Below are 24,609 nucleotides of genomic sequence, written 5' to 3' on the forward strand. Positions count from 1 at the left end.
GTTCCAAGCCGCCGGCCTTCGGGTCGGCGGTTTTCGTTTGCGGCCCGTTCAGCCGCCGGCAGACTCCCGAATTGGCCCAATTTCGTGTTTCTGGACAGGGTCAAGAGCTACCGCTAAAAGGCCAATCCATCTTCTGAAAACACAAAAGCCCATTTCGGCCGGGTCGCCGGCGGTTTTTCCTGGAAAAGGCAGCAGTCATGAGTGGCGTGAACGAGATCCGGTCGACATTCCTCGACTATTTCCGCAGGGAAGGCCACGAGGTCGTGGCCTCGAGCCCGCTCGTGCCGCGCAACGATCCGACCTTGATGTTCACCAATGCCGGCATGGTGCAGTTCAAGAACGTCTTCACCGGGCTTGAGAAGCGGTCCTATTCGCGCGCCACCACTGCTCAGAAGAGCGTGCGCGCCGGCGGGAAGCACAACGACCTCGACAATGTCGGCTACACCGCACGCCATCTGACCTTCTTCGAGATGCTCGGCAATTTTTCGTTCGGCGACTATTTCAAGGAACGCGCGATCGAGCTTGCCTGGAACCTGATCACCCGCGAGTTCGGGCTGAAAAAGGACAAGCTGCTGGTCACCGTCTATCACACCGATGACGAAGCGGCCGGCTACTGGAAGAAGATCGCCGGTTTCTCCGATGATCGCATCATACGCATCGCGACCTCGGACAATTTCTGGGCGATGGGCGATACCGGTCCCTGCGGCCCTTGCTCGGAAATCTTCATCGACCGTGGCGAGCACATCTGGGGCGGTCCTCCCGGCAGCCCGGAAGAGGATGGCGACCGCTTCCTCGAATTCTGGAACCTGGTGTTCATGCAGTATGAACAGGTGACGAAGGAGGAGCGAATCGACTTGCCGCGCCCGTCAATCGACACCGGCATGGGGCTGGAACGGATGGCGTCCATTCTGCAGGGAGTGGAGAGCGTCTTCGAGACCGACCTGTTCCGCCATTTGATCGATGCGGCGTCTTCCGCGCTGGGCCGCGCGCCGGATGCGGAAACAGTGGCATCCTACCGCGTCATTGCCGATCACCTGCGCTCCTCCTCCTTCCTGGTTGCCGACGGCGTGCTGCCGTCGAGCGAGGGCCGCGGCTATGTGCTGCGACGCATCATGCGCCGCGCCATGCGCCACGCGCAGTTGCTCGGCGCGAACGAGCCGCTGATGTGGAAGCTGGTGCCGGCGCTGGTGCGCGAGATGGGCCAGGCCTATCCCGAACTGCTGCGCGGCGAGCAGTTGATATCAGAGACCCTGAAGCTCGAGGAGACGCGCTTCCGCAAGACGCTGGTGCGCGGCCTCGGCCTGCTTTCGGAGGCAACGGAGACGCTGCACGCGGGCGACATGCTGGACGGCGAGACCGCCTTCAAGCTCTACGACACCTATGGCTTCCCGCTCGACCTGACGCAGGACGCGCTGCGCGAGCGCAACATCTCGGTCGATCTTGCTGGCTTCACCAATGCAATGGAGCAGCAGAAGGCCGAGGCGCGCAAGCACTGGGCTGGGTCCGGCGAGGCCGCCACCGAGACGGTATGGTTCTCCGTGCGCGAAAAGACCGGCGCCACTGAATTCCTCGGCTACGAGACTGAAGCGGCGGAAGGCCTCATCCAAACGCTGGTCAAGGACGGCAAGACCGTCGACAGCGCCGGCAAGGGCGACGCGGTCGCGGTGGTCGTCAACCAGACGCCGTTCTATGGCGAGTCCGGCGGCCAGATGGGCGATACAGGCGTCATCTCGGGCGAAGGCTTCTCGATCGAGATTTCAGATACGCAGAAGAAGGCCGACGGGCTGTTCGTGCATCTGGGCAAAGTGGCGAGCGGCACGGTCAAGACGGGCGCCGCAGTCGAGCTCAAGGTCGATCATAACAGGCGCACCAGACTGCGGGCGAACCACTCCGCCACGCATCTGATCCACGAGGCGCTGCGCGAGGTGCTGGGCACCCATGTCGCGCAGAAAGGCTCGCTGGTCGCGCCCGAGCGTCTGCGCTTCGATATCTCGCACAACAAGCCGATTTCGGCGGAAGAGCTCGAGGAGGTCGAGCGCATGGCGAACGAGATCGTCGTCCAGAACAGCCCGGTGACGACGCGCCTGATGTCGGTCGACGATGCCATCGCCGAGGGCGCCATGGCCCTGTTCGGCGAGAAGTATGGCGACGAGGTGCGTGTCGTGTCGATGGGCACGGGCCTGCATGGCGCCAAGGCTAACCGGCCTTACTCGGTCGAACTCTGCGGCGGCACCCATGTCCGGGCGACCGGCGATATCGGCCTGGTCCGCGTCGTGTCCGACAGCGCGGTCGCCGCTGGCGTGCGCCGTATCGAGGCGCTGACCGGCGAAGCCGCACGCAAATATCTCGACGAACAGGACAGGCGACTGAAGGCGGCGGCAGCCGTGCTGAAAATCTCGCCCGCCGACGTGCCGGCGCGTGTCGAGGCTTTGCTCGAAGAGCGCAAGAAGCTCGAAAAGGATCTGAGCGAGGCACGCAAGAAGCTTGCGCTGGGCGGCGGCTCGGCAGCGGGTGCCGCGTCGGAGAATGAGACGGTCGCGGGCGTCGGCTTCCTCGGCAAGTCGGTTTCCGGCGTCTCGCCCAAGGATCTGAAGCCGCTGGCAGACGCCGGCAAGACCTCGCTTGGTTCCGGCGTCGTCGTTTTCGTGGGCGCCGGCGAGGACAACAAGGCGAGCGTCGTCGTCGCCGTCACCGACGACCTGGTCGGCCGCTTCAGCGCTGTGGACCTGGTGCGCGTCGCCTCCGCCGCCTTGGGCGGGCAGGGCGGTGGCGGGCGGCCTGACATGGCCCAGGCCGGTGGCCCCGATGCCTCGAAGGCCAACGACGCGATCGCGGCTGTGAAGGCGGCACTCGAAGCCGCCTGAAAGCCGCGACATGAAAATTCTCGTCCTCGGCGGCTATGGTTTGATCGGGGACGCCATCATTGGCCGTTTGCTTCGCGACGGCCATCTGGTGACCGGCCTCGGCCGCGATGTCGGGGAGGCCGGGCGGCGCCGGCCATCGGTTCGCTGGATCGCGGCGGACATGTCGAAAATGCTCGCCGCTGAAGACTGGTTGCCGCTGGTCACGGGCATGGACGCGGTGGTCAATGCGGCGGGCGCCTTGCAGGACGGCCCGCGCGACCGCCTCGACGCCGTTCACCGGGGCTCGGTGGTGGCACTCGTCGCGGCCTGCGAACGGACCGATGTGCGCCGCTTTGCGCAGATTTCCGCCATCGGCGCCGATCTCGCTTCGGCAAATCCTTTCTTCAGCAGCAAGGCGCAAGGCGATAAGGCCGTCACAGGCTCCTCGCTCGACTGGACGATCCTGCGGCCCGGCCTGGTGCTCGCGCCCGCCGCCTATGGCGGGACGGCACTTCTGCGCGCACTTGCGGCATTTCCCGGTTTTATCCCCGCCGTCATGCCGCACCAGCCGATCCAGACCGTTTCGGTCGCCGACGTCGCCGAAGCGGTGTCGCGCGCGGTCGCCGGATCGCTGCCGCCCCGGCTTGCCGCCGATCTCGTCGAAGCCAATGCCAGACCGCTCGCCGATGTTCTGCTGGCCCTGCGTGCGTGGCTTGGTCTGCCGCCGGCCAGAGTGGTGCCGATGCCCGCCATTCTCGGCCGGCTTGCGGGCGCCGGTGCCGATATGCTTGGCATGCTCGGCTGGCGGTCCCCGCTACGTAGCGCAGCCCTTGCCGCCGTGGCACGCGGCGTGACAGGCAATGCCACGGCCTGGAACCAGGTTTGCGACCGTCCGCTTCAGCCTCTGGAAGCAACGTTGGCCGACATGCCCGCAAATGTCCAGGAACGATGGTTCGCCCGCCTCTGGCTGGCGAAGCCCGTCATCTTCGCTTGCCTGTCCCTGTTCTGGCTTGTTTCAGGCATCATCGGCCTGATCCGGCAAGAAGCGGCGGCGGATGTACTTGTTTCGCACGACGTGTCGGCAGGCTTCGCTCATATCTCGATTCTTGCCGGCAGTTTGGCGGATATCTTGGTTGGCGTGGCTGTCGTGATCCGCTCCCTGGCCCGGCGCGCGCTGCTGGCGATGATCGCGATCACGCTGTCCTATCTGGTGGCGGCGACGCTTCTTGTCCCGGGCCTGTGGCTCGATCCTCTGGGGGCAATGGTCAAGACGATCCCCGCGCTTTGCCTGGTGCTGGTGGCGCTGGCGGTGCTCGACGAGCGATGAGCTTCTGGGCCGACATACTACGCTGGGCGCATATCATCGGCGCCACAGTGCTGTTCGGCACCGGCGCGGGCATTGCCTTCTTTATGCTGATGGCGCAGCGCACCGGCCGTGCCGACCTCGTCGCCCATGTCGCCGGCACGGTCGTCATCGCCGACACGATTTTTACGGCGACCGCCGTCGTCGTGCAGCCGATCACCGGCGTGTTGCTGGCGCGGGCAGTGGGCTGGCCGCTCTCCGAAGGCTGGATCGTGTTGTCCTTGTTGCTTTATGTCGTGACCGGCCTGTGCTGGCTGCCGGTGGTCTGGATTCAGATTCGCATCCGCAATCTCGCGCGGCAGGCGGCCATCGAAAACGCGCCGCTGCCGGCCGAAGAGCAGCGCCTGTTCCGCATTTGGTTTGCTTGCGGCTTCCCGGCTTTCGCCGCCGTGCTTGCCATTCTCTGGCTGATGGTCACCAGGCCTGAGGTAGGGTTTTAGCCCATCGCCTTCCGCCGAGCTCGTCTGGCGGGCTGCTCAATCTGCCTTTTCGGTTTTGGCGAAGCTCACTCGAGCCGCGATGCGGCCCCACCAGGCGTGGATCTCGGCAAATTGGGCCAGGCGCTTCTGGCCTTCAGCGACTTTCAAGAAATAGCCGATGATCGGTGCGGCGTGCAGGTCGGCCAACGTCAGCTGGTCGCCCAGCAACCACGGTCCTGGCGCCTTTAGTGAAGTGAGCACCCTGAGCACCGTCTCCGCTTGGCTCAGCCCGCCGGCGATCAGCGCCTCGTCCGGCTCGGCCTTTTCCAGCCGCTCGACCGCAACGTCCCACACCATGGCGCGATAGCCATAGGCGTCGAGCATGCCTGTCATCTGGCCCATCCTGGCGCGGCCGCGCGCGTCAGCGGGCTGCAGCGCCGGGCCGTCGAAGGCTTCGTCGACATAGCGCGCGATCGCATTCGTCTCGAAGAGGCGGAAACCGTCATGCTCGAAGGCCGGGATACGGCCGAAAGGATGACGTTCGAGATACCAGGCCGGGATGCCGTCGGCGGCGAAGATGTCGAGCGGCACCAGTTCGTAATCGATGCCTTTCTCCTCCAGCGCCATCCGCGCGATGCGCACGTAAACGCTGTAATCCGCGCCGTAGAGGATTGGCTTGGTCATGCCGTCAGCCCTTCGTTTTACCGGCCCAAACGAACGAAGGCTCCTTTCGGAGCCTTCGCCATGTGGAAATCCTTACCCCATCACCTTCTGCAAATTCTCGTCGATCTTGTCGAGGAAGCCGGTGGTCGACAGCCAGGGCTGGTCGGGGCCGATCAACAGCGACAGGTCCTTGGTCATGAAGCCCGACTCGACGGTCTGGATGCAGACTTTCTCCAGTGTCTCGGAGAAGCGCTTCAGTTCGGCATTGTCGTCGAGCTTGGCGCGGTGGGCGAGGCCACGCGTCCAGGCGAAGATCGAGGCGATCGAATTGGTCGAGGTTTCCTCGCCCTTCTGGTGCTGGCGGTAGTGCCGGGTGACGGTGCCGTGCGCGGCTTCCGCTTCCACCGTCTTGCCGTCCGGCGTCATCAGCACCGAGGTCATCAGGCCGAGCGAGCCAAAACCTTGCGCCACCGTGTCGGACTGCACGTCGCCGTCATAGTTCTTGCAGGCCCAGACATAGCCGCCCGACCATTTCAGGCTCGACGCCACCATGTCGTCGATCAGGCGGTGTTCGTACCAAAGCTTCTTCGATTTGAACTCGGCCTCGAATTCTTGCTCGTAGACTTCCTGGAAGATGTCTTTGAAGCGGCCGTCATAGGCCTTGAGGATGGTGTTCTTGGTCGACAGATAGACCGGGTAGTTGCGCAGCAGGCCGTAATTCAGCGAGGCGCGGGCGAATTCGCGGATCGACTCGTCGAGATTGTACATGGCCATGGCGACGCCGGAGCCCGGCGCGTCGAACACGTCGTGCTCGATCACCTGGCCGTCCTCGCCGACGAACTTGATCGTCAGCTTGCCCTTTCCGGGGAAGCGGAAGTCGGTGGCGCGGTACTGGTCGCCGAAGGCGTGACGGCCGACGATGATCGGCTTGGTCCAGCCCGGAACCAGCCGCGGCACGTTCTTCATGATGATCGGTTCGCGGAAGATGGTGCCGCCGAGGATGTTGCGGATGGTGCCGTTCGGCGACTTCCACATCTTCTTCAGCTTGAATTCCTCGACGCGCTGTTCGTCGGGGGTGATCGTCGCGCATTTCACGCCGACGCCCCATTTCTTGATGGCATTGGCCGAATCGATCGTCACCTGGTCGTTGGTGGCGTCGCGGTGCTCGACGCCGAGGTCGTAATATTCGAGCTTCAGGTCGAGATAAGGGTGGATCAGCTTGTCCTTGATGAACTGCCAGATGATGCGGGTCATCTCGTCGCCGTCGAGTTCGACGACCGGATTTTCGACTTTGATTTTTGGCACAGGGGAAGCCTTTCGCTACTACGGGAAGCAGGTGAGATATCGGCCCTATAGCAAAGGCAATGGCCGGACGCCAAGGGTTCACCGAAGGCTTGTTGTCACCTGTCCTCTCCTACTGTGGCGCTTTTCGACCGGTTGAAACAGGGTTCGCCGTGCTTGTACAGCGGTCGATATCACGGTGTTCGTAGCGAGGCTAAATATTCTTCTTCAAAAGCCAGCGTATCCCGTCGACGCTCCGTCATCCGCCGAGCAGGGACGCCGGCATAGTTCGTCCAGGCTTTCATCGGCCTGCTGATACGAGACATGGCTCCCAGTATCGACCCTTCATCGAATCGAGCTCCGGGGAGGACCATGCTCCCATGGCCAACGCCTGAATGCCGGCCAAAGATGATCGATGCCGAGCGGGCGCCTCCACCTGGGACGGTAGGATGGCTCAATGTCCTCCCGCTCGTATCCTCGTTTGATGTGTATATGCCCACGTAGTGAGATATGTTGACGAAATCTCCCAGTCGTATCTCACCTGCTCCTGCCAATACTGAGTGGCTGCCAATGTGAACGTTGTTCCCGAACTCCACCCCGCCCCGATTAGAAATGACCACGAATGGATCGATCCTCACCCGTGAGCCAATAGATATCCGAGAGCAATTGACAATAACAGCCGTGCTGTGGATCAGAACGTCATGACCAATTTTCGAAAATCCCAAACTTTCTAATTGTTCTCGTGTGAGAAAATCACTGTTCAGCCCAAAAGCCATCTCAAGCTCTATCTAAATGTTTCTGTTAGATTCCCGGTATTCGCGAACGAGGTTTTGCCAAGCAATATTCGCAGGATTATGTAGATCTCGCTCAAGCATTTCATCGATGAGAGTGGGCTGTAGTTCGTTGCGATTGATTTCGTCGGTCCGAAGGAAATGTAGAACACGAATTTTGTCTGCCGTTATCTTGTTCGCGTTGAGATGCGCGAGGTCGTTGGCTGCGTTGTACTCTGCAGGCAGTACGCCAATGATGCATCCTGTTTGATATGCGGCTATTGTAAGCGCAATCTGACATTTAAACTATCGCCGATAGCGTGTGCCAGGCTACGCATGGTCGCCCATATCTCGGTTGCTAGAACATCTAGGGCCTTTGGATTCATGGCTACGAACCCCAGATTGAAATAGGGCGGCGAGATTGGAAGGCGGTGATCGGGGTCGATTGAATAACGATAAGTTTTGGCCGGCCAAGGCAAACTGAATATCCGGAACAGGGCTGGCCAAAAATCAGCGCTATTCGGTTGGGGGACAATAGGGTTAGCGCCAAGACCCGGCGGAAAATGCGCCATATGTCCTTTTACTGTAGGTGCGTACGAAGTAAATTCATCCACAAGGGGGTTGATGTCACGAAGTAATACGGTGTCAGCATCGCAATGTACAATGACATCCGCAGTGGCCGGCGTACAGAAACGCCAGATTGCTGTTCCGGCCCAGTGGAAATCCGCAAAAACATCGTCGGGTGTTCTCTCCCAATTGATGTTGAAATTCTCGCTCCATCGGTTTTCACGCCGCACAGCATCAAGATCGCATCGGTCGCCCACCGTGATCGACAGGCGGGCATCGCGATACCTGCGATCGGATAAGCGCCGGAGTGCAAAATTGAAGAACCGTACTTGGGAGAAGAAAATCTGTGTCGGCGAGATCGGTATTCTGAATTCAACCGTTCTTGGGGCCTTTGACCTGTCGACATGCAAATCGCGGACATGGCTGCCGGCTGAGGGATCAATCAAGTGCGACATCGAGTGCCTCAAACACGATTTTCATGACCAAGTCTGCATCCGGTTCAGCGGAACGAACTGGCAGCGCGCACATCCTGTCGGCGAGATCTTCGGCAACTCTGCATGGGTTGAAAATATGCGTTGAAGGCCAGGAGGAAAGACTGGGGCGATAGTAGCGGCGGATCTCAAGGCCTCCCTTTGCCGCTGCCGCTACAAAGCGCTCTGCGATCTGCGGGGTCGGCATCAGGATAGGAAAGAGCTGCCAGGACGCCGCCTCCGGATTCAAGGGATGGCGGAGGTTGGAATAGGTTGCGAGTCTAGTCAGATAGCGGCGCACATAAGCCTGGCGCTGACGAACGATTTTATCGAAACGAGCGAGTTGTGCGAGGCCGACGGCGGCATGCAACTCGGACATCTTTCCATTGAGCCCCCAGAAGGGACCGCGCGCGCTTTGGTAAGATGCAAGGCCAAAATTAAGTGCGGCCCTCAGCGGCGTATCAGCTTCTAGATTCGCGAAGATGGCGCCACCTTCTCCAATCGCGAAGGGTTTGGTCGCATGCATCGAGAAAACTTCGAAAATATTCCTACCATTCCCGTGAAGCGTGCGGGGGCCGCCAAGGCCCGATGCGTTATCGATGATGACTGCGGCCCCGTGCTCTCCGCACACAGCTATTTCCTTTGTCCAATCGCGTGCAATTCCGAACGGAGTCACCAACATGACGGCACGGGCGCCTGTCTCGGTCAGTGCCTGGCCGAGGAGATGACTGTCTATCACCCAACTTTCGGGATCGACGTCGACGACGATGGGCGTCATTCCCGCTGCTCGTATTGCTCCCAGCGATGCAGCAAACGTAAACGCCGGGACCAGAACTGCACCGCTAACATCAGCTGCCAGCAACGCCGCCGACAAGCCGGTCGTTGCGCTTGAGCAAGACACACAGCACTCAGAAGGGCTGCCGAAGGCATCCAGTAAACGGAGTTCTAGTCGACGCACAAGGGGGCCGAAATTGGAGTACCAGCCATTCGCCGTCATCTCATCGAGCAGCGCCGAATACTCCGACGGAGCGGGTAGATTTGGAACAACGGCGCGATGCCGAAAGGGCGATTTGAGTTTGATCGTCATGTGGCGCGCAGGTGATCGGCACCTTCAGTCAGCTGATCCAAAGCAGTTCCATCTGCAGGCCGGCAATTGATCCATAGTGCACGGGCAAAGATCACTGGTTCGCCCAGGTCAGTGGTCCGATTCCACCATTCGCGTGCCCTCATACCGGCCATCAAAGCGAAATTGGAACCGTGAGGACCAATCGCGATCCTATGACTTTCCGAAATGTGTCGAGTTGAAACAGGGTCACGCGCAACGCCAGGCTATTGCTTGATGCATATCGTTGTCGCGACACCGATGCCACTCTTGCGCGTACGCATTAGTGGAACCTCGAGTTTGACATTTGCGCTACGATCTATGTCGACTGAGATGCAAATGTCAAACTCGTTTCCACAGGGTTGCGGCGTCTGAAGGCCTTCAAGTTAAACAAGGTGAGGCACCGCGATTTAGCCTGTTGCTCGATGGCTGTCGTTGTCGCAAGTCGAGGTAACTTTTGCGCGACATCCTCGCGCTATTGCATATCATGGCGACAAGATTGCGGTTTCCCTATCCGATAGTCATTCACTTTCCATCGCATCATGTTGCCTTCGATTTCAATAACGACATCTTCCCGCCGGACCGCTTGGCGTATCAAACTAAAAGCCCGGCGAAGAAGACCACCCCGAATCGTCTACTTAAATGGGTTCGTCGTTGTGAACGCGCCCGCTCCCGAAACAACATTGCTTGGGCCGAACGAAGTTGCAGTTGCGCCGCCGCTTAGAATGATTGCACTAGTGCTTCCATTGAGCACGCTGTTTGCCACCGCCAGAGCATTGCCAGCGTTGGTGGCCTGAATTGCAAAAGTGGTGTTACCGTCGACAAGAACTCTGTTTAGAGCTGCAATGTTCCCGACGGCGTTACCCTGCACATTCACACCTCCGTTATTCTGGGTGATGGTCGAGTCTTGGATAAAGACTCTGGCTCCTGCCGTGCTACTGACAGAGTTGACACCATTCTGCGTGAAGTGCCGGATGTCGCATCGAATGATGTAGAGGGCCTTGCCGGCGAGGAAGTGCACCCCATTAAGGCCGGTACCAACGCCCTCAATATCGAGACCCTCCAAGACCACTTTGTCGTTGGCTCCAGCGTTGATAATGATCCCGTTGGTTCCTGAGACGAGTACGCCTGCCTCGATATGGTCGGATCGAATCGTGATGGACTTCGTAATCGTCACTGCACCGAAACCGCCGGGGTCGAGTACGTTGATCTCGCCGCTTGGCGCCGTCTTGGAGATCGCGCCTGCAAATGTCTTGCAAGGTGCTGTTCGGCTGCATGGATTGGCGTCGTCACCAACGCCGGAAACCCAGGTTCTTGTCGCTTGCGCAGACGCTGGCGCGATCAGGAAGCCTGAAGCCAGAATCAATATAGCGAATGAAAAGAAGAACCTTACTGTCTTCATTTGCCCCTCCTAAAATTTAGCCGGCAGCCCTTGCCGGCTGGTGAATCCGTTAAAGATGCCTGGGGTGTGCTTAGCAGTAGTCGGCGGATGCGGGACGCAGTCCCACCGCAAAATTACCATCCGCCAATACATTTTGAACCCCAAGCAGATCGGATATTATACCTTTCTAATTTGATTTTCCAGCGATGCGACGCACGGTTGCAAATAAAAACATCCGGTCACGGCTGGTATACGCGGAAAAGCATTCTTGTTGCTGGACCACGACGTATGTCGGCGCCGAGCCGCAGAAAAGCGACCCGTATAATTGACTCAGCTGAAGGACACCGCGAATCGATCTCGGTATTGCCGATCAGGCGGCGACAACCCTTCAAAAAGTCATATCGATGTGGCAGGACGCGCAGACTTTATCGTGCAACAATCTGGTACACATGACAGGAACCGACTTTCAGCACGCCGCCGCCGGCCCGGCGATCATCCTCGTCGAGCCGCAACTCGGTGAGAATATCGGCATGGTCGCGCGCGCCATGGCCAATTTCGGGCTTGCCGAACTGCGCCTGGTCAATCCCCGCGATGGCTGGCCGAGCGAGAAGGCGCGTGCCGCCGCCAGCCGCGCCGACCACGTCATCGATGCCGTCAAGGTGTTCGACGACCTGGCCTCCGCGCTTGCCGACCTGAATTTCGTTTTCGCCACCACGGCCAGGCAGCGCGACGGTTTCAAGGCCGTGCGCGGCCCGGTGGAAGCGGGCAGGGTGCTGCGTGCCCGTCATGGCTTGGGACAGCGCACCGGCATCCTGTTCGGCCGCGAGCGCTTCGGCCTCTATAATGACGAGGTCGGCCTCGCCGACGAGATCGTGACGTTTCCGGTCGATCCGGATTTCTCCTCGCTCAACATCGCCCAGGCGGCCTTGCTGATGTCCTATGAGTGGATGAAGTCGGGCCTTGAGGACGAGACCAAGACCAATTTTACCGGCCCGGACATGAAGCCCGCCAGCAAGGAAGAATTGCACGGCCTGTTCGCCTATCTGGAAGGGGCCCTGGAAGCGCGCGGTTATTTCCGCCCGGCACCGAAGAAGCCGAAGATGGTCGACAATCTGCGCGCCGTGCTGACGCGGGCCGGCTTCGCCGAACCGGAACTGAAAGTGCTGCGCGGCATCATTTCCTCACTCGACAGGTTTTCGCCGGCGATGCCGCGCGGCGATGGTTCTCCGGGCGACGATCCAAGGCGGCTCCCGGCCGCCGCGCGCGCCGCCAAGGCAGAGGCCGAACGCCAGCCGCATCCGCCCGCGAGCGACGATGAGGACACGCCGCCGCTCGGCGGCAAGGGAACCGACAATGACTGATCAGCCGATCCTGATGTTCGATTCCGGCGTCGGCGGGCTCACCGTGTTGCGCGAGGCGCGCGTCCTGATGCCGGACCGGCGCTTCATCTATGTCGCCGATGATGCCGCCTTTCCCTTTGGCGCCTGGGAAGAGCCGGCGCTGCGAACCCACATACTCGAACTGTTCGCCAGCTTGCTAGGCCGCTTTAATCCGGTCATTTCGGTCATCGCCTGCAACACCGCCTCGACGCTGGTGATCGATGCGCTGCGCGAGCGATTTCCCGGCCATCCCTTCGTCGGCACCGTGCCGGCGGTCAAGCCCGCGGCAGAGCGCACCCGCTCGGGTCTGGTCTCGGTGCTGGCGACGCCGGGTACCGTGAAGCGGCAATACACGCGCGACCTGATCAGCAGATGGGCGCAGAAATGCCATGTCCGCCTGGTCGGCAGCGACAGGCTGGCGGGGCTGGCCGAAGCCTATATGCGAGAGGGCTTCGTCGACGAGGAGGCTGTGCGGGCCGAGATCGCGCCGTGCTTCCTCGAGCGCGACGGCATGCGCACGGACATTGTCGTGCTGGCATGCACCCACTATCCCTTTCTGGTCAATCGCATGCGCAAGACCGCGCCCTGGCCGGTCGACTGGATCGATCCGGCCGAGGCGATCGCGCGGCGCGCGCTGTCGCTGCTGCCGGCCCTGGAAGGGCCACGGCCGCAAAGCGAGCCCGATATCGCGGTCTTCACCTCGGGCAAGCCGGATTTCGCCGTCAGCCGCCTGATGCAGGGCTTTGGACTGACCGTGCGTTAAGGCATTTCGGGCTAAACGCCAGGCTTGTTGCTCAAACAGACTCGAAGACGATGCTGCGTTGATCCGGATCGGCCTGGACCAGCCTTAGCGTCAGACCATCGCCCTGTCTGAGGCCGGAGGCTTTCACATTGGCAACGACAGGCATATCGGCAAGCTGAACGCGCACGCCATGATCGGTGAAGTCGGTGACGGCAGCCTTGAACGTATCGCCCTCGCGCCCCTCGAGCATAACCGCCTCGGCCAGGTCGATGGCCGCATGATTGATCTGCGATGCGCGGCTCTCGGCGCGTCCCATCGCCTTCGGCAATCTGGCGAACGCCTCGGTGACAGCCTGGGGAACGGCCTGGCCATTGGCGATCGCCAGGGTGCAGCGCACGACATAGCGATCGGCCAGTCGCCTGAGTGGCGCGGTCGAATGGGCGTAGGTCGCGGCCATCGCTTCATGCCAGGGGACAACGCCGTCCTTGTAGGGCTGGTAGGAAGCGCCGGGGCTCGCATGGCGGATTTCCAGCATCAGCGCCGCCTGTTGCGGATCGGCCGGATCAAGGGTTCGCTGATAGTCACGCAGGCTGGTCGAGGCCGGCCAGGACAGCCCGAGGGCCTGTGCCGCGCTGCGCAGTCTCTGCACCTTGAAATCATCCGGCCCCGACATCACCCGGAACAAGCCCGTGTGATGTGCAAGCATGGTGTCGGCAATCGCCATGTTGGCCGCCAGCGAGAGCGCTGCATTGTCCTGTTCGGATTGCAGCAAGGGCCTGAACGCAAGCCGGTATGTGCCATCGGCAAGCCGTTCGACCTCCTGCTCGGGCGGGTCGACGCGGGATGCCCCGCGGCGCTTCTCGTTCGCCGCCATGCGCCGCGCCATCTCGGCGAAGCCGGCCGGAACGTCCGAGGCTTTCACACTGTCATAGGCGAGCTTCGCGCGGCTTTGAACGATCGCCCGCTCCGCGCCGTCCAGCTTCACCGCGCCGTCGGGCGCGACCCGGACCGTGAAGATGACAGCCGGGTGGGGTCCATCCGGCAGCAGACTTGCCGCACCCTCGGCAATCACCGGCGGGTAGAGCCCGGCCTTGCCGTCCGGCAGATAGAATGTCTCGCCCCGCGTCCAGGCTTCGCGATCTATCGCGTCGCCGTCCTCGACGAACCAGGCGACGTCGGCAATTGCATAGTGCAGCAGCAGATCATTGGCGCTGGCTTCGATCGAGAACGCCTGATCGAGGTCGGTGGAGCTTGCCGGATCGAGCGTGACGAAGGGCATCGCGGTGCGGTCCGCATGCTGGTCGGGAACGCGTTTGGCCGCCGCCTCGGCCGCCGCCGTGACGTCAGCGGGAAATCCATCCGGTACGTGGAATTCGGTGCGGATTTTCGCCAGGCCGGCGGTGAGAACCTGTGAGGGATCGGTCAGCGATTTCATCCAGCCGTCCTACACTGGGGCTCTGGAGACGTGAAGACCATTGGCGCTGGAACTGCCGCCGAAGCGTGGCGTTTCTCCTGACAGCAAAGGAGAACCCGTCATGCCAGCCACGTCGAAAGCCCAGCAGAAAGCCGCGGGCGCCGCCCTCTCGGCCAAACGCGGCGAGACCAGGAAGAGCGAACTCAAGGGCGCTTCCAAGGGAATGTATGAATCGATGAGCGAAAAGCAGCTCGAGGAGTTCGCCGAGACCAAGCGCAAAGGGCTGCCCGAGAAAAAATCTTGAGGATTGAATGAAAAGGGCCAGCGAATCTCGCTGGCCCTTTGAATTGCTGTTTGGTCCGCTTTACCAGCGGTGGCAGCGGCGCACCTTGGTCACGATCACCTTGCGGTGGCCATGCCGCCACACCACTCTCTTCTTCACGATGACGCGGCAGACCTGTTTGTGGCCATGCCAATGACGCGCCATGGCCGGTTCCGGCGCTACCGCCATCGAACCTGCAAGCACGGCGGCGCCTGCCAAGGTAAGAAAGAACTTCTTCATGTAGTTGGCTCCTCTAGCTCCAGTCCCTTCCTGGTGCCGTTGGCGCTGACCTCCCGCCACATCCGGCATCGCATCAACGCCCCGAACGCTATACGGTTGCGTTGCGCCGCGCCACTCCCAAGCTTGACACCGGTTAAATCTCGGTTTAACCAGCCGCCAACGCCGGGCAGCGATGTCCGGTGTTTCTTTTGTATACGCAAAGCCAGTCACTTCTATCTGTTTCTGGCCTTGTCTGAACTGACGTGTCCCGTGGGTTTTCCGCCGCGTTGCGTGGGAAAATCCTGTCAGGTCTCGAAAACGGAGGCCAGAGGAGGGCGCGTTTCCTTCACTTGGACCATGAGGTGCCGGGTGTGTTGTTTTGAAAAGGGAATGCGATGAGCAAGCGCGAATCCGCGAAATACAAGATCGACCGCCGTCTGGGCGAAAACATCTGGGGCCGCCCGAAGTCCCCGGTCAACAAGCGTGAATACGGCCCCGGCCAGCATGGCCAGCGCCGCAAGGGCAAGCTTTCCGACTTCGGCCTGCAGCTGCGCGCCAAGCAGAAGCTGAAGGGTCACTACGGCGACGTTTCGGAAAAGCAGTTCCGCAAGGTCTATGAAGAGGCCGACCGCCGCAAGGGCGACACCTCGGAGAACCTGATCGGCCTGCTCGAGTCGCGTCTGGATGCGGTTGTCTACCGCGCCAAGTTCGTGCCGACCATCTTCGCCGCCCGTCAGTTCGTCAACCACGGCCACGTCAACGTCAACGGCAAGCGCGTCAACATCGGCTCGTACCGCTGCAAGCCGGGCGACGTCGTGGAAGTGCGCGAAAAGTCGAAGCAGCTGGTCATCGTCCTGGAGTCGGTCGGCCTCGCCGAGCGCGACGTGCCGGACTATATCGAAGCCGATCACAACAAGATGGTCGCGACCTTCTCGCGCATTCCCGGCCTGGCGGACGTTCCGTTCGCCGTGCAGATGGAGCCGAACCTGGTCGTCGAATTCTATTCGCGCTAAGCGAACGCTTCCGCCATATCGGAAAGGCCGCCTTCGAGGCGGCCTTTTTGTTTCGGGCGGCCGCTTTGCCGTTTCGATTTTCCGGCCGATGCGCTACTCCGGGCGGACGTCACATTCAGGGGCCGCTGCGCCATGAACATGCTGCCAGACATCGAGACGCTTGAGCCGGCCGGCGAAGGTGGTTCCCACCCTCTATTCGCCGACGTGCCGTCTTCGGTCGAGTTCAACAAACTGCGCAAGCGGCTGCTGCGACTGACCCGCCAGGCGATCGAGGACTTCGCGATGGTGAAGCCCGGCCAGCGCTGGCTGGTCGCGCTGTCGGGGGGCAAGGATTCCTACGGCCTCATGGCCATGCTGCTGGATCTCAAATGGCGCGGGCTGCTGCCGGTCGAATTGCTGGCCTGCAATCTTGACCAGGGTCAGCCGAATTTTCCGAAGAACATCCTGCCCGACTATCTCGATGCCAACGGCATTGCGCACCGCATCGAGTACCAGGACACCTATTCGGTGGTCACCGACAAGCTGCCCCAGGGCAGCACCTATTGCTCGCTCTGCTCGCGGCTGCGGCGCGGCCATCTCTACCGGATCGCGCGCGAGGAGGGCTGTTCGGCCCTGGTCCTCGGCCACCACCGCGAGGATATCCTCGAAACCTTCTTCATGAACCTGTTCCACGGCGGCCGGCTTGCCGCCATGCCGCCAAAGCTGCTCAACGACGAAGGCGACGTCATGGTGTTGCGGCCGTTGAGTTACTGCGCCGAAATCGACCTCGAAAAGTTCGCCGCCGCGATGCGGTTCCCGATCATCCCCTGCGATCTCTGCGGCAGCCAGGAAGGCCTGCAGCGCAACGCCATGAAGGCGATGCTCGAGGACCTGGAAAAGCGCATGCCCGGCCGCAAGGATACGATGATCCGCGCTCTGTCCAACACCAGGCCGTCGCATTTGCTGGACAGGAAACTGTTCGATTTCGCCGCCCTCAATGAAACCCTCGCGACCAGGCAAGACATTTCCGATGACATTTGACGATACAGCGATCGACTGGCTGGCCGGCCTTCTGGCCGACGCGGCCCAGGCCGAAATCATGCCGCGCTTTCGCCGATTGGGCGACGGCGATGTCAGGCAGAAGACCTCCGCCGCCGACCTGGTGACGGAGGCCGACGTCAATGCCGAGCGGCTGATCACCGCCAGGCTGCGCGAGCGCTATCCCTCGGCCATGGTGGTGGGCGAGGAGGCCTGCTCCGAAAATCCGGCGCTGCTCGATGGCCTGGGCGATGCCAAACTCGCATTCACCATCGATCCGGTCGACGGCACCTTCAATTTCGCATCCGGCGTGCCGCTGTTCGGCGTCATGCTGGCGGTCGTGGTCAGGGGCGAGACGGTCGCCGGCATCATCCATGATCCGGTCGGCAAGGACTGGCTCATCGCCGCCAAAGGCGCAGGAAGCCATATCAGGCATGCCCATGGCGATCTGGAGAAGGTGCATGTCGCGGCGCCCGTGCCGATGTCGCAAATGACCGGCGCGGTATCCTGGCAGTATCTGAGCGAACCTGAGCGCTCACGCCTTGCGCGCAACCAGACCAAGGCGCTGTCGCAGTTCTCCTATCGCTGCGCCGCCCACGAATATCGCTTGCTGGCCAGCGGACATGCGCATTTTGTCGTCTACAACAAGCTGATGCCCTGGGATCATCTTCCCGGCGTGCTGATCCATCAGGAAGCCGGCGGCCACGCCGCGCGCGTCGACGGCAGCGCCTATCTGCCCTCGCATGTCGATGGCGGCTTGCTTGTCGCGCCGGACCAGGACAGCTGGCGGGAACTGCGCCGCGAGCTCTGGGCGGAATAGTCTGACGCCTGCCTTCCCAAAGGCAGGCCATCGGCCCGGGGGCAAGATCAGTGCAGGTCGGTGACGTGTCCTGAAACGGGGGCGTTCTGCGGCTGGAACATCTTGCCGCGCTCGGCAATCAGGATCATCAGCAGCGCCGCGACGGAGACGCTGCAGAAGCCGGCGGCCAGCGGCGTCACCGTGCCGTTGAAGGCCTGGCCGATCAGCGTGCCGAGAATGCCGCCGAGAAACGTCTGCATGAAACCCAGGATCGACGACGCCGTGCCGGCCAGTTGGCCGAGCGGCTCCATGGCGAGCGCGTTGAAATTGGCGCCTAGGCAGCCGAACGGCAGCATGGCGCTGGCAAAGAAGGTGATGAACAGCCACAGCGGCATCTTCATTTCCAGTGAAATCACCAGCCAGGCCAGGCTGATCACCAGGAACAAGAGCAGCGCGCCTTGCGACAGGCGGCGCATGCCGAGACGGCCGACCAAGCGCGCGTTCATGAAATTGGAAAAGGCGAGCACCCCGGCAACGCCGGCGAAAATGACCGGGAACATCTCACCGACATTGAAGATGTTGACGTAGATCTGCTGGGCCGAGGCGATGAAGCCGAACATCGCCCCGAAAATGAAGGTGCTGGCAAAGGCATAGCAAAGCGCGATGCGGTTTGTGAGCACGATACGGAAGCCGCCGACGACGGAGTGAACGGTCAGGGATCGGCGATATTCGGGATGCAGCGTCTCGGGCAGGCGTAGCAGCGACCACGCCGAGACGATCAGGGCGCCGATGGCCATGGTGACGAAGATCCAGTGCCAGGTCGCGAACAGCATGATGAACTGACCGATGCCGGGCGCGATCACCGGTATCGCCATGAACACCATGAAGATCAGCGACATCACCTCGGCCATGCGCCGGCCGTCGAATGTATCGCGCACGATGGAAACCGCGATGACGCGCGTCGCCGCGGCGCCGATGCCTTGCACGGCCCGGCAAATCAGAAGCGTCTCGAAGCTTGGCGCGATAGCCGCCGCCGAGACCGCGGCCACGTAGATGATCAGGCCGGCGACGAGCGGCGAGCGACGACCGAACCGGTCGGAGATCGGCCCGAAGAACAGCTGGCCGCCGCCGAAACCCAGTATGTAGGCGGTGACCACATATTGCCGGTGGTTTTCATTCTCGACGCCGAGCGAGGCGCCGATCTGCTGCAGCGCCGGCAGCATGATGTCGATGGCCAGCGAATTGAGCGCCATCAGCGCCGCGCAGAGCGCGATGAACTCCCAGCGCGGAATGAGCAATTGGCTTGCCCGGGGCAAGGTGCTTGCCCCTTGCGGCGCTGATTTCTGCTGGTCCACGGCAAGTCCGATCTCTCAAACGAAAACGCGCCGGCAGGCCGGCGCATTGGCTCGTGCTGGTCCCGATATCCGGGGACGTGAATGGCCGAGATACCTCGGTCGGCAGGCATGTCGGTACGGACATGCCTGAAATTGAAATCAGGCGGCGCCTTTGACGCTCACGCCCTTCTCGACCAGGAAGGTCTGCAACTCGCCGGCCTGGAACATTTCGCGCACGATATCGCAACCGCCGACGAACTCGCCCTTGACGTAGAGCTGAGGGATGGTCGGCCAGTTGGAATACTCCTTGATGCCCTGGCGCAGCTCGGCGGAGTCCAGCACGTTCACGCCCTTATAGTCGGCGCCGATATAGTCGAGGATCTGGACGACCTGGCCGGAAAAACCGCACTGCGGGAAGCCGGGCGTGCCCTTCATGAAAAGGACGACGTCGTTGCCCTTCACTTCATTGTCGATGTAGTCGTTGATACCGCTCATGGAACATCCTTTCACGCCCGTGGGAGTCAGGCTCGAAGCATGTCTTTCAAATAAACCCATAGGGTGCCCGAAACAAGACATTAGCCGCGCCAGCGCCGAAATGGCGTAAACGATGGGCCGTTTTGGGCCAAGCCGTCCCGGAGCCGAACTGCGGATATGACGCAAACATGATTGGCAATATCATGTTTTGGTATTACTGCATATGCGCAAACCGTGAACCGAGGGATGTGCGCAATGGGAAACGTGTCGCGGGGCCTGTGTGGTCTTGGCTTGGGTTTGGCTGCCTGCCTGGCCGCCGGGGTGGCGTTGGCCGGCGATGCAAAGACGCTTTCGCTCGTTGACGATCGCGGCGTGACTGTCGAGATACCGGCCCATCCCGAGCGGATCGCCTCCATCTCCTATTTCGCCACCGACGTCGCCCTGGCGCTCGGCCTGAAGCCCGTCGCCACGACCTACATGGTCGCGGGCCGCGACCCCGACTTTCTGCTTGGCCAGACAAAGGACATCAAACAGGTCGGGCAGCGCGCCAAGCCAAATCTCGAACTCCTGTCCGAGACCAAGCCCGATCTCATCATCGCCATGAAGCGCTATACGGTGGGCAATGCCGGGCAATTGCAGAAGATCGCACCCTACGTCGCCTATAATATGGAGCTTCTGAGCGAGAGCTACAGCGAGGTCGCCGAACTGTCGAAGGTCCTTGGAAAGCCCGAGCGGGGTGAGGAACTCAACGCCGACTTCAAGAAGCATCTGGCCGAGTTTGCCGCACGCGCGCCAAAGGACGCGCATCCGCGCTTCCAGATCATGTGGGGCGGCGACACGCCTTTTTCGTTCCATACCGAAAACACCGCCGCCTCCATCGTCGCGGCGCTTGGCGGCGACAACATCGCCGGCCCGATGACATCAGGTGGCAAATTCGGCCTCGAGCTCAGCCTGGAGACCATGCTGGAGAAGGATCCGGAAGTCATCTTCGTGATGGACAGCGGCCCGGATCGTCCGCACGAGAACAATCCGATCTGGAGCCAGCTTTCGGCCGTGAAGAATGGGCGTGTGCACTATGTCGGCGACGAATGGGCTGAAACCAATGGGCCGATCGGCCGCGAGATCGTGCTGCGTGAAGCAGCGCACTATCTCTATCCCGCTACCTTTCCGGAAGTCGATGTCAAGGCCGAGGCAGCAAAGCTCATCCCCGCCAGCGTACGGAAATGACGCAAGGCCGGGCAGCGCGGCCGCCGGCATTCGATGTCCGAGCCCTGGCGGCGACGGCCGTGATTGCGGCCATATCGATCTCGGTGATCGTGGGTGGGCTGATGATCGGCACCAAGCCGCTGTCGCCGCACGCGGTGATCTCGGCGCTGCTTGCGCCGGACGGCAAGATCGATTCGATTCTCGTCTGGACGCTGCGCCTGCCGCGAAGCCTCGTCGCCTTCGTCGCAGGTGCCGGTCTTGGCGTCTCCGGCTACCTGCTGCAGACCTTGACCCGCAACCCGCTTGCGGGGCCGGGCCTGACCGGCGTCAGCGCTGGCGCCGTGGCGCCGATCGTTTTCTGTTTCGTCTTTCTGCCCTGGCTGTCGTCCACGCTCTATCCGTTCGTCGGCATGGCCGGCGGCCTGGCGGGTGCTTCGGTCACCTTCTGGATCGCCCGGGGCGGGAGGGGGCGGCCGCTGCATCTGGCGCTCGGTGGCATAAGCGTGTCGCTGTTTCTGGGCGCCATCACCACCTACGTCCTGCTTCTGAGCGGCCCCCAGGTACCGTCGCTGCTGTTCTGGCTGTCGGGCGGGTTCCAGGGCCGCTCATGGCCGCATCTCGCTTATATGACGCCCTGGGTGATCGCCGGCATTGCCGGTGCGCTGGCCTGCCACCGGGTGCTCGGCCTGCTTGGACTGAGCGAGCAGGCGGCAGCCGGCATGGGCCTGCGGCTGGCATTCTGGAAGTCGGCCGTGCTGTTGCTCTCCGTGCTTCCGGTCGCGGGCGTGGCTCCGGTCGCCGGTCCGGTGGCTTTTGTCGGCCTGGCAACGCCGCATATCGTACGGCTGATGCGGCCCGCTTCGCCGGCCTGGTCGATCGCTCTTACCGCGGTGCTTGGCGGCTTGATGACGACAAGCGCCGACATCATCGCGCGCAGCATCGCGGCGCCAAAGGAAATTCCGGTCGGTATCGTCACCGCGCTGATTGGCGGGCCTGTCTTCGTCTACCTGGTCCAGCGCCGCAGCATTGCGCTTTCCGGTGCCGCATGATGGCCGCCGAGCCGCAAATCTCGCGACGCTCGGCTTCCGGCTGGCTCGTTGCGATCTTCGCCGGCATCGCCATGCTGGCCCTCGTTGTCGCCACCTTCCTCGGTGTCGTCGACCTGCCTCCAGCCGATGTCGCCGCGGCCTTGGCCGGGCATGGATCGAGCGAGGCGCGCTCCATCATCCTCGACATTCGCCTGCCGCGGATCCTGACCGGCATCCTGGCGGGCATTCATTTCGCCGTCGCCGGCCTGTTGCTCCAGACGATCACGCGCAACCCGCTCGCCGATCCGTCGCTGATGGGCATTTCGCAAGGCGCCATGCTCGCCGTCAGCGGCTTCCTGGTCTTCACTGTCTATATCCATGATCCCGGCTCCAACACGCTGCAGGAGCTGCCGCTCAACTGGCTGCCCGTCATCGGTACGATCGGCGGGGTGCTGGCGGGTGGTTTCATCTATGCGCTCGCCTTTCGCCGCGATCTCGGTCCGCTGCGCATCACCCTTTGTGGTATTGCGGTTGGAGCCGTCCTGCACGCCATCGGCATCGGCATGATCGCGGGCTGGGGGTCGGCGCGCGTCGAGGTCCTGCTCGAATGGTTCTCGGGCAGTCTCTACGCCCGGAGCTGGGAACATGTGGTCTTCCTGCTGCCCTTTACGCTGGCCGGCCTCGCGATCCTGCCTCTGGTGCGGCGGCCGCTGGAATTGCTGCGGTTCGAAGCGACCGTCGCCCGCTCCTTCGGGCTGGCGTATCCCAGCCAGTTCTCGCTGGCCCTGCTGATTTCCTGCTGCCTTGCCGCGAGCGCCGTTGGCGTGGTCGGACCGGTGGTGTTCGTCGGCCTCATCGTCCCGCACCTCGCCCGCTTCATCGCCGGGCGGCGCTTCGACCTTGTCTTGCCGCTCACCATCGCCTTGGGTGCCATCACGATGACGCTGGGCGACCTGACGGGCCGGCTGCTGGGGCAGGCCGAGGAAATTCCGATAGGGGTCATCACCGCGATCTGCGGCGTTCCCGTCCTCGTTGCCTTGTTGCGCAGAACCGCATGAGAGAACCAATGCTTTCCTGTTCGGGATTGTCGGTGAGATACGGCCGCCGCGAGGCGCTGAGCGATTTCGGCCTGTCGCTTGCGCGGGGCGAGATACGCGCGCTGATCGGGCCGAACGGCTCCGGCAAAAGCACCGCCCTGCAGGCGCTTGCCGGCCTGATCGGACCGGTGGCGGGCAGCGCGTCGATCGGCGATCGCCCGGTCGCCTCCATGTCGCGGCGCGAGATCGCGCGACATCTGGCCTTCCTGCCGCAACAACCGGTCGCGCCGGACGAAATGACCGTCGAACAATTGGTGCGCCAAGGCCGCTTCAGCCATGTCGGGTTGTTTCGAAGCTATGGTCCGCGAGACGAAGAGGCCATTCGTTGGGCACTGGAGAGCACCGGGCTTGCCGATTTCGCGGACCGAGGCCTGCGCGAGCTTTCCGGCGGCGAACGCCAGCGCGCCTGGATATCGGCGGCTCTCGCGCAGGAGGCGAAGATCCTGCTTCTCGACGAGCCGACTTCATTCCTCGACATCGGCTACCAGATCGAAGTTCTCGACCTTGTCCATCGCCTCAGCCGGAACCGAGGCGTCGGCATCGTCATGGCCATCCACGATCTCAACCAGGCCATGTCGATCTGCGACAGAATCTCATTGCTGGAAAAGGGCAGGGTGGTTTTCGACGGCCAGGCGCGCGCACTGGCCGAAAGCGGGCTGATCGAGAAGGTGTTTCGCGTCGAGGGGCGCTTCGTCCAGCTCTCGCCGGAAACGCCGCCGCATTTCGACGTTCACCTGTCCCGCTGGCGCGCCATCAGGTCTTGACGAGCCGGAACACGGTCTTGGTGCTCGTGTAATAGTCGAGCGCGTCGGCGAAATCGGGCATCCAGCCATCAGGAACGTACGGGATAAAGCCGTCGAATTCGAGCTTGCGCGCCGAAACCGCGAATCCGGCGGCCGCGAACGCTTTGGCGTAGTCGTTGATCGAGCGATCCTGAACGACGGTATTGGTGCGTTCCGCGACCAGCTTTCGCCACTTCGGCCACAGCGGATTGTCGGTGTGGCAGCCGGTGACCGAGTAATAGACGCCCCCCGGTTTCAGCGCCTGCCAGATGTCTGCGGCGTGCTCTTCGATGGCGGGCACGAGGTAGATGACTTCGTGGCTGAAAGCGAGATCGAATTCCTGATCCCAACCGGCTAGCCGGGAACCCGGCTGATACTGGACCGGCAGATTGCCTTTCAGCGCATTGGCCCTGGCGATCGACTGTTCGGCAATGTCGATGCCAAGCGCCTTTCGAAAAGGTCTCACGGCATGGAGATGGCGCAGGAATCCGCCCTGGTTGCAGCCATAGTCGAGCACGGCCTTCGCCGACAGGTCACGCTCCGGTATCAGTCCGATCAGGTGCCGCCAGATCGGCGCGTGACCGTCCGCCATCGCGTCCTCGGCATCCGGATCGATATACCATGTCGGGATTGTTCCGGCTTCCGTGCCGGCCGGCTCGCTGCTCATGCGGGTAGCCTGTTTTCAATCAGGAACACTGGTCTGCAGCGCAAGGGCATGCAGCACGCCGCCCATATTGCCCTTCAGTGCGTCGTAGACCATCTGGTGCTGCTGGACGCGGCTTTTCCCCCGAAAGCTCTCGGCCACGACTTCGGCCGCGTAGTGGTCGCCGTCGCCGGCGAGATCGCGGATCGTCACCCGCGCGTCGGGGATGCCGTCCTTGATCAGTTTCTCGATGTCGCGGGCGTCCATTGCCATTCTATAAT

The 24,609-nt window shown here is 62.1% G+C and carries 24 protein-coding genes; 13 read left to right on the forward strand and 11 right to left on the reverse strand.

Annotated features, from left to right (window positions below; translation table 11 throughout):
* Positions 1 to 197: 197 nt before the first annotated feature.
* Genes alaS through FJ967_RS01440 form a run of 3 tightly spaced genes read left to right on the forward strand, consistent with a single transcriptional unit; the run spans position 198 to position 4,646 of the window.
* Positions 198 to 2,864 carry an alanine--tRNA ligase gene (alaS, locus tag FJ967_RS01430; protein ID WP_140729937.1) on the forward strand — a complete coding sequence of 889 codons (2,667 nt, stop codon included), beginning with the start codon at positions 198 to 200 and terminating at the stop codon, positions 2,862 to 2,864.
* Between the two features lie 10 nt (positions 2,865 to 2,874).
* Complete coding sequence (locus FJ967_RS01435; protein ID WP_140729938.1) at positions 2,875 to 4,170, forward strand: SDR family oxidoreductase; 1,296 nt, start codon at positions 2,875 to 2,877, stop codon at positions 4,168 to 4,170.
* Positions 4,167 to 4,646, forward strand: coding sequence for a DUF2269 domain-containing protein (locus FJ967_RS01440; RefSeq protein WP_140729939.1), 480 nt, complete (start codon positions 4,167 to 4,169; stop codon positions 4,644 to 4,646). Before FJ967_RS01435 ends, FJ967_RS01440 begins: the two co-directional genes overlap by 4 nt.
* A 36-nt stretch (positions 4,647 to 4,682) precedes the next feature.
* Here the strand turns inward: FJ967_RS01440 and FJ967_RS01445 are convergent, their stop codons facing one another.
* The 5 genes from FJ967_RS01445 to FJ967_RS01470 all read right to left on the reverse strand — a co-directional run bounded on the left by FJ967_RS01445 (position 4,683) and on the right by FJ967_RS01470 (position 10,880).
* Positions 4,683 to 5,309 (reverse strand): glutathione S-transferase family protein, encoded by a 627-nt coding sequence (locus FJ967_RS01445; RefSeq protein ID WP_140729940.1) that lies wholly within the window; start codon positions 5,307 to 5,309, stop codon positions 4,683 to 4,685.
* Positions 5,310 to 5,381: 72 nt separating this feature from the next.
* Positions 5,382 to 6,593 (reverse strand): NADP-dependent isocitrate dehydrogenase, encoded by a 1,212-nt coding sequence (locus tag FJ967_RS01450; RefSeq protein WP_140729941.1) that lies wholly within the window; start codon positions 6,591 to 6,593, stop codon positions 5,382 to 5,384.
* Positions 6,594 to 7,617: 1,024 nt separating this feature from the next.
* On the reverse strand, positions 7,618 to 8,361 hold the full coding sequence (locus tag FJ967_RS01460) for a hypothetical protein (RefSeq protein ID WP_140729943.1): 744 nt from the start codon (positions 8,359 to 8,361) through the stop codon (positions 7,618 to 7,620).
* On the reverse strand, positions 8,345 to 9,463 hold the full coding sequence (locus FJ967_RS01465; RefSeq protein WP_140729944.1) for a DegT/DnrJ/EryC1/StrS family aminotransferase: 1,119 nt from the start codon (positions 9,461 to 9,463) through the stop codon (positions 8,345 to 8,347). The genes FJ967_RS01460 and FJ967_RS01465 overlap by 17 nt, the downstream gene beginning before the upstream one ends.
* Positions 9,464 to 10,112: 649 nt before the next feature.
* Positions 10,113 to 10,880, reverse strand: coding sequence for a hypothetical protein (locus tag FJ967_RS01470; RefSeq protein WP_140729945.1), 768 nt, complete (start codon positions 10,878 to 10,880; stop codon positions 10,113 to 10,115).
* Between the two features lie 428 nt (positions 10,881 to 11,308).
* Here FJ967_RS01470 and FJ967_RS01475 point away from each other — a divergent pair, with 428 nt between their 5' ends.
* Together FJ967_RS01475 and murI are read left to right on the forward strand one after the other, a co-directional pair.
* The gene (locus FJ967_RS01475; protein ID WP_140729946.1) at positions 11,309 to 12,220 is read left to right on the forward strand and encodes an RNA methyltransferase; all 912 of its coding nucleotides are present in this window, start codon (positions 11,309 to 11,311) and stop codon (positions 12,218 to 12,220) included.
* Complete coding sequence (gene murI, locus FJ967_RS01480) at positions 12,213 to 13,001, forward strand: glutamate racemase (RefSeq protein WP_140729947.1); 789 nt, start codon at positions 12,213 to 12,215, stop codon at positions 12,999 to 13,001. The genes FJ967_RS01475 and murI overlap by 8 nt, the downstream gene beginning before the upstream one ends.
* Before the next feature lie 31 nt (positions 13,002 to 13,032).
* Here the strand turns inward: murI and FJ967_RS01485 are convergent, their stop codons facing one another.
* Positions 13,033 to 14,415, reverse strand: coding sequence for an RNB domain-containing ribonuclease (locus tag FJ967_RS01485; protein ID WP_140729948.1), 1,383 nt, complete (start codon positions 14,413 to 14,415; stop codon positions 13,033 to 13,035).
* A 100-nt stretch (positions 14,416 to 14,515) separates the two neighbouring features.
* Between FJ967_RS01485 and FJ967_RS01490 the strand changes: the two genes are divergently transcribed.
* Entirely contained in the window at positions 14,516 to 14,698 is a 183-nt protein-coding gene (locus FJ967_RS01490; protein WP_140730334.1) for a DUF3008 family protein, read from the forward strand.
* Between the two features lie 60 nt (positions 14,699 to 14,758).
* On the opposite strand, the gene FJ967_RS01495 is transcribed toward FJ967_RS01490, so the two are convergent.
* Positions 14,759 to 14,956: a hypothetical protein gene (locus FJ967_RS01495; RefSeq protein WP_027028656.1), complete on the reverse strand. Its 198-nt coding sequence runs from the start codon at positions 14,954 to 14,956 to the stop codon at positions 14,759 to 14,761.
* Between the two features lie 374 nt (positions 14,957 to 15,330).
* Here FJ967_RS01495 and rpsD point away from each other — a divergent pair, with 374 nt between their 5' ends.
* The 3 genes from rpsD (at position 15,331) to FJ967_RS01510 (ending at position 17,785) form a co-directional block, all read left to right on the forward strand.
* On the forward strand, positions 15,331 to 15,948 hold the full coding sequence (gene rpsD / locus FJ967_RS01500; protein WP_013895883.1) for a 30S ribosomal protein S4: 618 nt from the start codon (positions 15,331 to 15,333) through the stop codon (positions 15,946 to 15,948).
* A 132-nt stretch (positions 15,949 to 16,080) separates the two neighbouring features.
* Positions 16,081 to 16,968 carry a tRNA 2-thiocytidine(32) synthetase TtcA gene (ttcA, locus tag FJ967_RS01505; RefSeq protein WP_140729949.1) on the forward strand — a complete coding sequence of 296 codons (888 nt, stop codon included), beginning with the start codon at positions 16,081 to 16,083 and terminating at the stop codon, positions 16,966 to 16,968.
* The gene (locus tag FJ967_RS01510; RefSeq protein ID WP_140729950.1) at positions 16,958 to 17,785 is read left to right on the forward strand and encodes an inositol monophosphatase family protein; all 828 of its coding nucleotides are present in this window, start codon (positions 16,958 to 16,960) and stop codon (positions 17,783 to 17,785) included. The genes ttcA and FJ967_RS01510 overlap by 11 nt, the downstream gene beginning before the upstream one ends.
* Positions 17,786 to 17,832: 47 nt before the next feature.
* Here FJ967_RS01510 and FJ967_RS01515 read toward each other — a convergent pair whose 3' ends face one another.
* The gene (locus FJ967_RS01515; RefSeq protein WP_140729951.1) at positions 17,833 to 19,119 is read right to left on the reverse strand and encodes a multidrug effflux MFS transporter; all 1,287 of its coding nucleotides are present in this window, start codon (positions 19,117 to 19,119) and stop codon (positions 17,833 to 17,835) included.
* A 138-nt stretch (positions 19,120 to 19,257) separates the two neighbouring features.
* On the reverse strand, positions 19,258 to 19,593 hold the full coding sequence (gene grxD / locus FJ967_RS01520) for a Grx4 family monothiol glutaredoxin (RefSeq protein WP_013532137.1): 336 nt from the start codon (positions 19,591 to 19,593) through the stop codon (positions 19,258 to 19,260).
* A 234-nt stretch (positions 19,594 to 19,827) separates the two neighbouring features.
* Here grxD and FJ967_RS01525 point away from each other — a divergent pair, with 234 nt between their 5' ends.
* Genes FJ967_RS01525 through FJ967_RS01540 form a run of 4 tightly spaced genes read left to right on the forward strand, consistent with a single transcriptional unit; the run spans position 19,828 to position 23,667 of the window.
* A complete protein-coding gene (locus FJ967_RS01525; protein WP_140729952.1) occupies positions 19,828 to 20,799 on the forward strand; it encodes an ABC transporter substrate-binding protein in 972 nt (323 codons plus the stop codon).
* 59 nt (positions 20,800 to 20,858) lie between these two features.
* Entirely contained in the window at positions 20,859 to 21,827 is a 969-nt protein-coding gene (locus FJ967_RS01530; RefSeq protein WP_281405669.1) for an iron ABC transporter permease, read from the forward strand.
* Positions 21,827 to 22,864 carry an iron ABC transporter permease gene (locus tag FJ967_RS01535; RefSeq protein ID WP_246675141.1) on the forward strand — a complete coding sequence of 346 codons (1,038 nt, stop codon included), beginning with the start codon at positions 21,827 to 21,829 and terminating at the stop codon, positions 22,862 to 22,864. The genes FJ967_RS01530 and FJ967_RS01535 overlap by 1 nt, the downstream gene beginning before the upstream one ends.
* On the forward strand, positions 22,861 to 23,667 hold the full coding sequence (locus FJ967_RS01540) for an ABC transporter ATP-binding protein (protein ID WP_246675142.1): 807 nt from the start codon (positions 22,861 to 22,863) through the stop codon (positions 23,665 to 23,667). The genes FJ967_RS01535 and FJ967_RS01540 overlap by 4 nt, the downstream gene beginning before the upstream one ends.
* Here FJ967_RS01540 and FJ967_RS01545 read toward each other — a convergent pair.
* Both FJ967_RS01545 and FJ967_RS01550 read right to left on the reverse strand, forming a co-directional pair.
* Positions 23,657 to 24,352, reverse strand: coding sequence for a class I SAM-dependent methyltransferase (locus FJ967_RS01545; RefSeq protein ID WP_140729955.1), 696 nt, complete (start codon positions 24,350 to 24,352; stop codon positions 23,657 to 23,659). The genes FJ967_RS01540 and FJ967_RS01545 overlap by 11 nt on opposite strands.
* A gap of 15 nt (positions 24,353 to 24,367) precedes the next feature.
* On the reverse strand, positions 24,368 to 24,601 hold the full coding sequence (locus FJ967_RS01550; RefSeq protein WP_056562227.1) for a BolA family transcriptional regulator: 234 nt from the start codon (positions 24,599 to 24,601) through the stop codon (positions 24,368 to 24,370).
* Positions 24,602 to 24,609 lie beyond the last annotated feature (8 nt).

Source organism: Mesorhizobium sp. B2-3-4, from assembly GCF_006442315.1.
In the GTDB taxonomy this organism is placed as follows: domain Bacteria; phylum Pseudomonadota; class Alphaproteobacteria; order Rhizobiales; family Rhizobiaceae; genus Mesorhizobium.

Bases quoted from the DNA above. Each gene is read 5' to 3' on its own strand.
- alaS (WP_140729937.1), top strand. From the start codon at position 198: ATGAGTGGCGTGAACGAGATCCGGTCGACATTCCTCGACTATTTCCGC.
- FJ967_RS01435 (WP_140729938.1), top strand. From the start codon at position 2,875: ATGAAAATTCTCGTCCTCGGCGGCTATGGTTTGATCGGGGACGCCATC.
- FJ967_RS01440 (WP_140729939.1), top strand. From the start codon at position 4,167: ATGAGCTTCTGGGCCGACATACTACGCTGGGCGCATATCATCGGCGCC.
- FJ967_RS01445 (WP_140729940.1), bottom strand. From the start codon at position 5,309: ATGACCAAGCCAATCCTCTACGGCGCGGATTACAGCGTTTACGTGCGC.
- FJ967_RS01460 (WP_140729943.1), bottom strand. From the start codon at position 8,361: ATGTCGCACTTGATTGATCCCTCAGCCGGCAGCCATGTCCGCGATTTG.
- FJ967_RS01465 (WP_140729944.1), bottom strand. From the start codon at position 9,463: ATGACGATCAAACTCAAATCGCCCTTTCGGCATCGCGCCGTTGTTCCA.
- FJ967_RS01470 (WP_140729945.1), bottom strand. From the start codon at position 10,880: ATGAAGACAGTAAGGTTCTTCTTTTCATTCGCTATATTGATTCTGGCT.
- FJ967_RS01475 (WP_140729946.1), top strand. From the start codon at position 11,309: ATGACAGGAACCGACTTTCAGCACGCCGCCGCCGGCCCGGCGATCATC.
- murI (WP_140729947.1), top strand. From the start codon at position 12,213: ATGACTGATCAGCCGATCCTGATGTTCGATTCCGGCGTCGGCGGGCTC.
- FJ967_RS01485 (WP_140729948.1), bottom strand. From the start codon at position 14,415: ATGAAATCGCTGACCGATCCCTCACAGGTTCTCACCGCCGGCCTGGCG.
- FJ967_RS01490 (WP_140730334.1), top strand. From the start codon at position 14,516: ATGCCAGCCACGTCGAAAGCCCAGCAGAAAGCCGCGGGCGCCGCCCTC.
- FJ967_RS01495 (WP_027028656.1), bottom strand. From the start codon at position 14,956: ATGAAGAAGTTCTTTCTTACCTTGGCAGGCGCCGCCGTGCTTGCAGGT.
- rpsD (WP_013895883.1), top strand. From the start codon at position 15,331: ATGAGCAAGCGCGAATCCGCGAAATACAAGATCGACCGCCGTCTGGGC.
- ttcA (WP_140729949.1), top strand. From the start codon at position 16,081: ATGAACATGCTGCCAGACATCGAGACGCTTGAGCCGGCCGGCGAAGGT.
- FJ967_RS01510 (WP_140729950.1), top strand. From the start codon at position 16,958: ATGACATTTGACGATACAGCGATCGACTGGCTGGCCGGCCTTCTGGCC.
- grxD (WP_013532137.1), bottom strand. From the start codon at position 19,593: ATGAGCGGTATCAACGACTACATCGACAATGAAGTGAAGGGCAACGAC.
- FJ967_RS01525 (WP_140729952.1), top strand. From the start codon at position 19,828: ATGGGAAACGTGTCGCGGGGCCTGTGTGGTCTTGGCTTGGGTTTGGCT.
- FJ967_RS01535 (WP_246675141.1), top strand. From the start codon at position 21,827: ATGGCCGCCGAGCCGCAAATCTCGCGACGCTCGGCTTCCGGCTGGCTC.
- FJ967_RS01540 (WP_246675142.1), top strand. From the start codon at position 22,861: ATGAGAGAACCAATGCTTTCCTGTTCGGGATTGTCGGTGAGATACGGC.
- FJ967_RS01545 (WP_140729955.1), bottom strand. From the start codon at position 24,352: ATGAGCAGCGAGCCGGCCGGCACGGAAGCCGGAACAATCCCGACATGG.
- FJ967_RS01550 (WP_056562227.1), bottom strand. From the start codon at position 24,601: ATGGCAATGGACGCCCGCGACATCGAGAAACTGATCAAGGACGGCATC.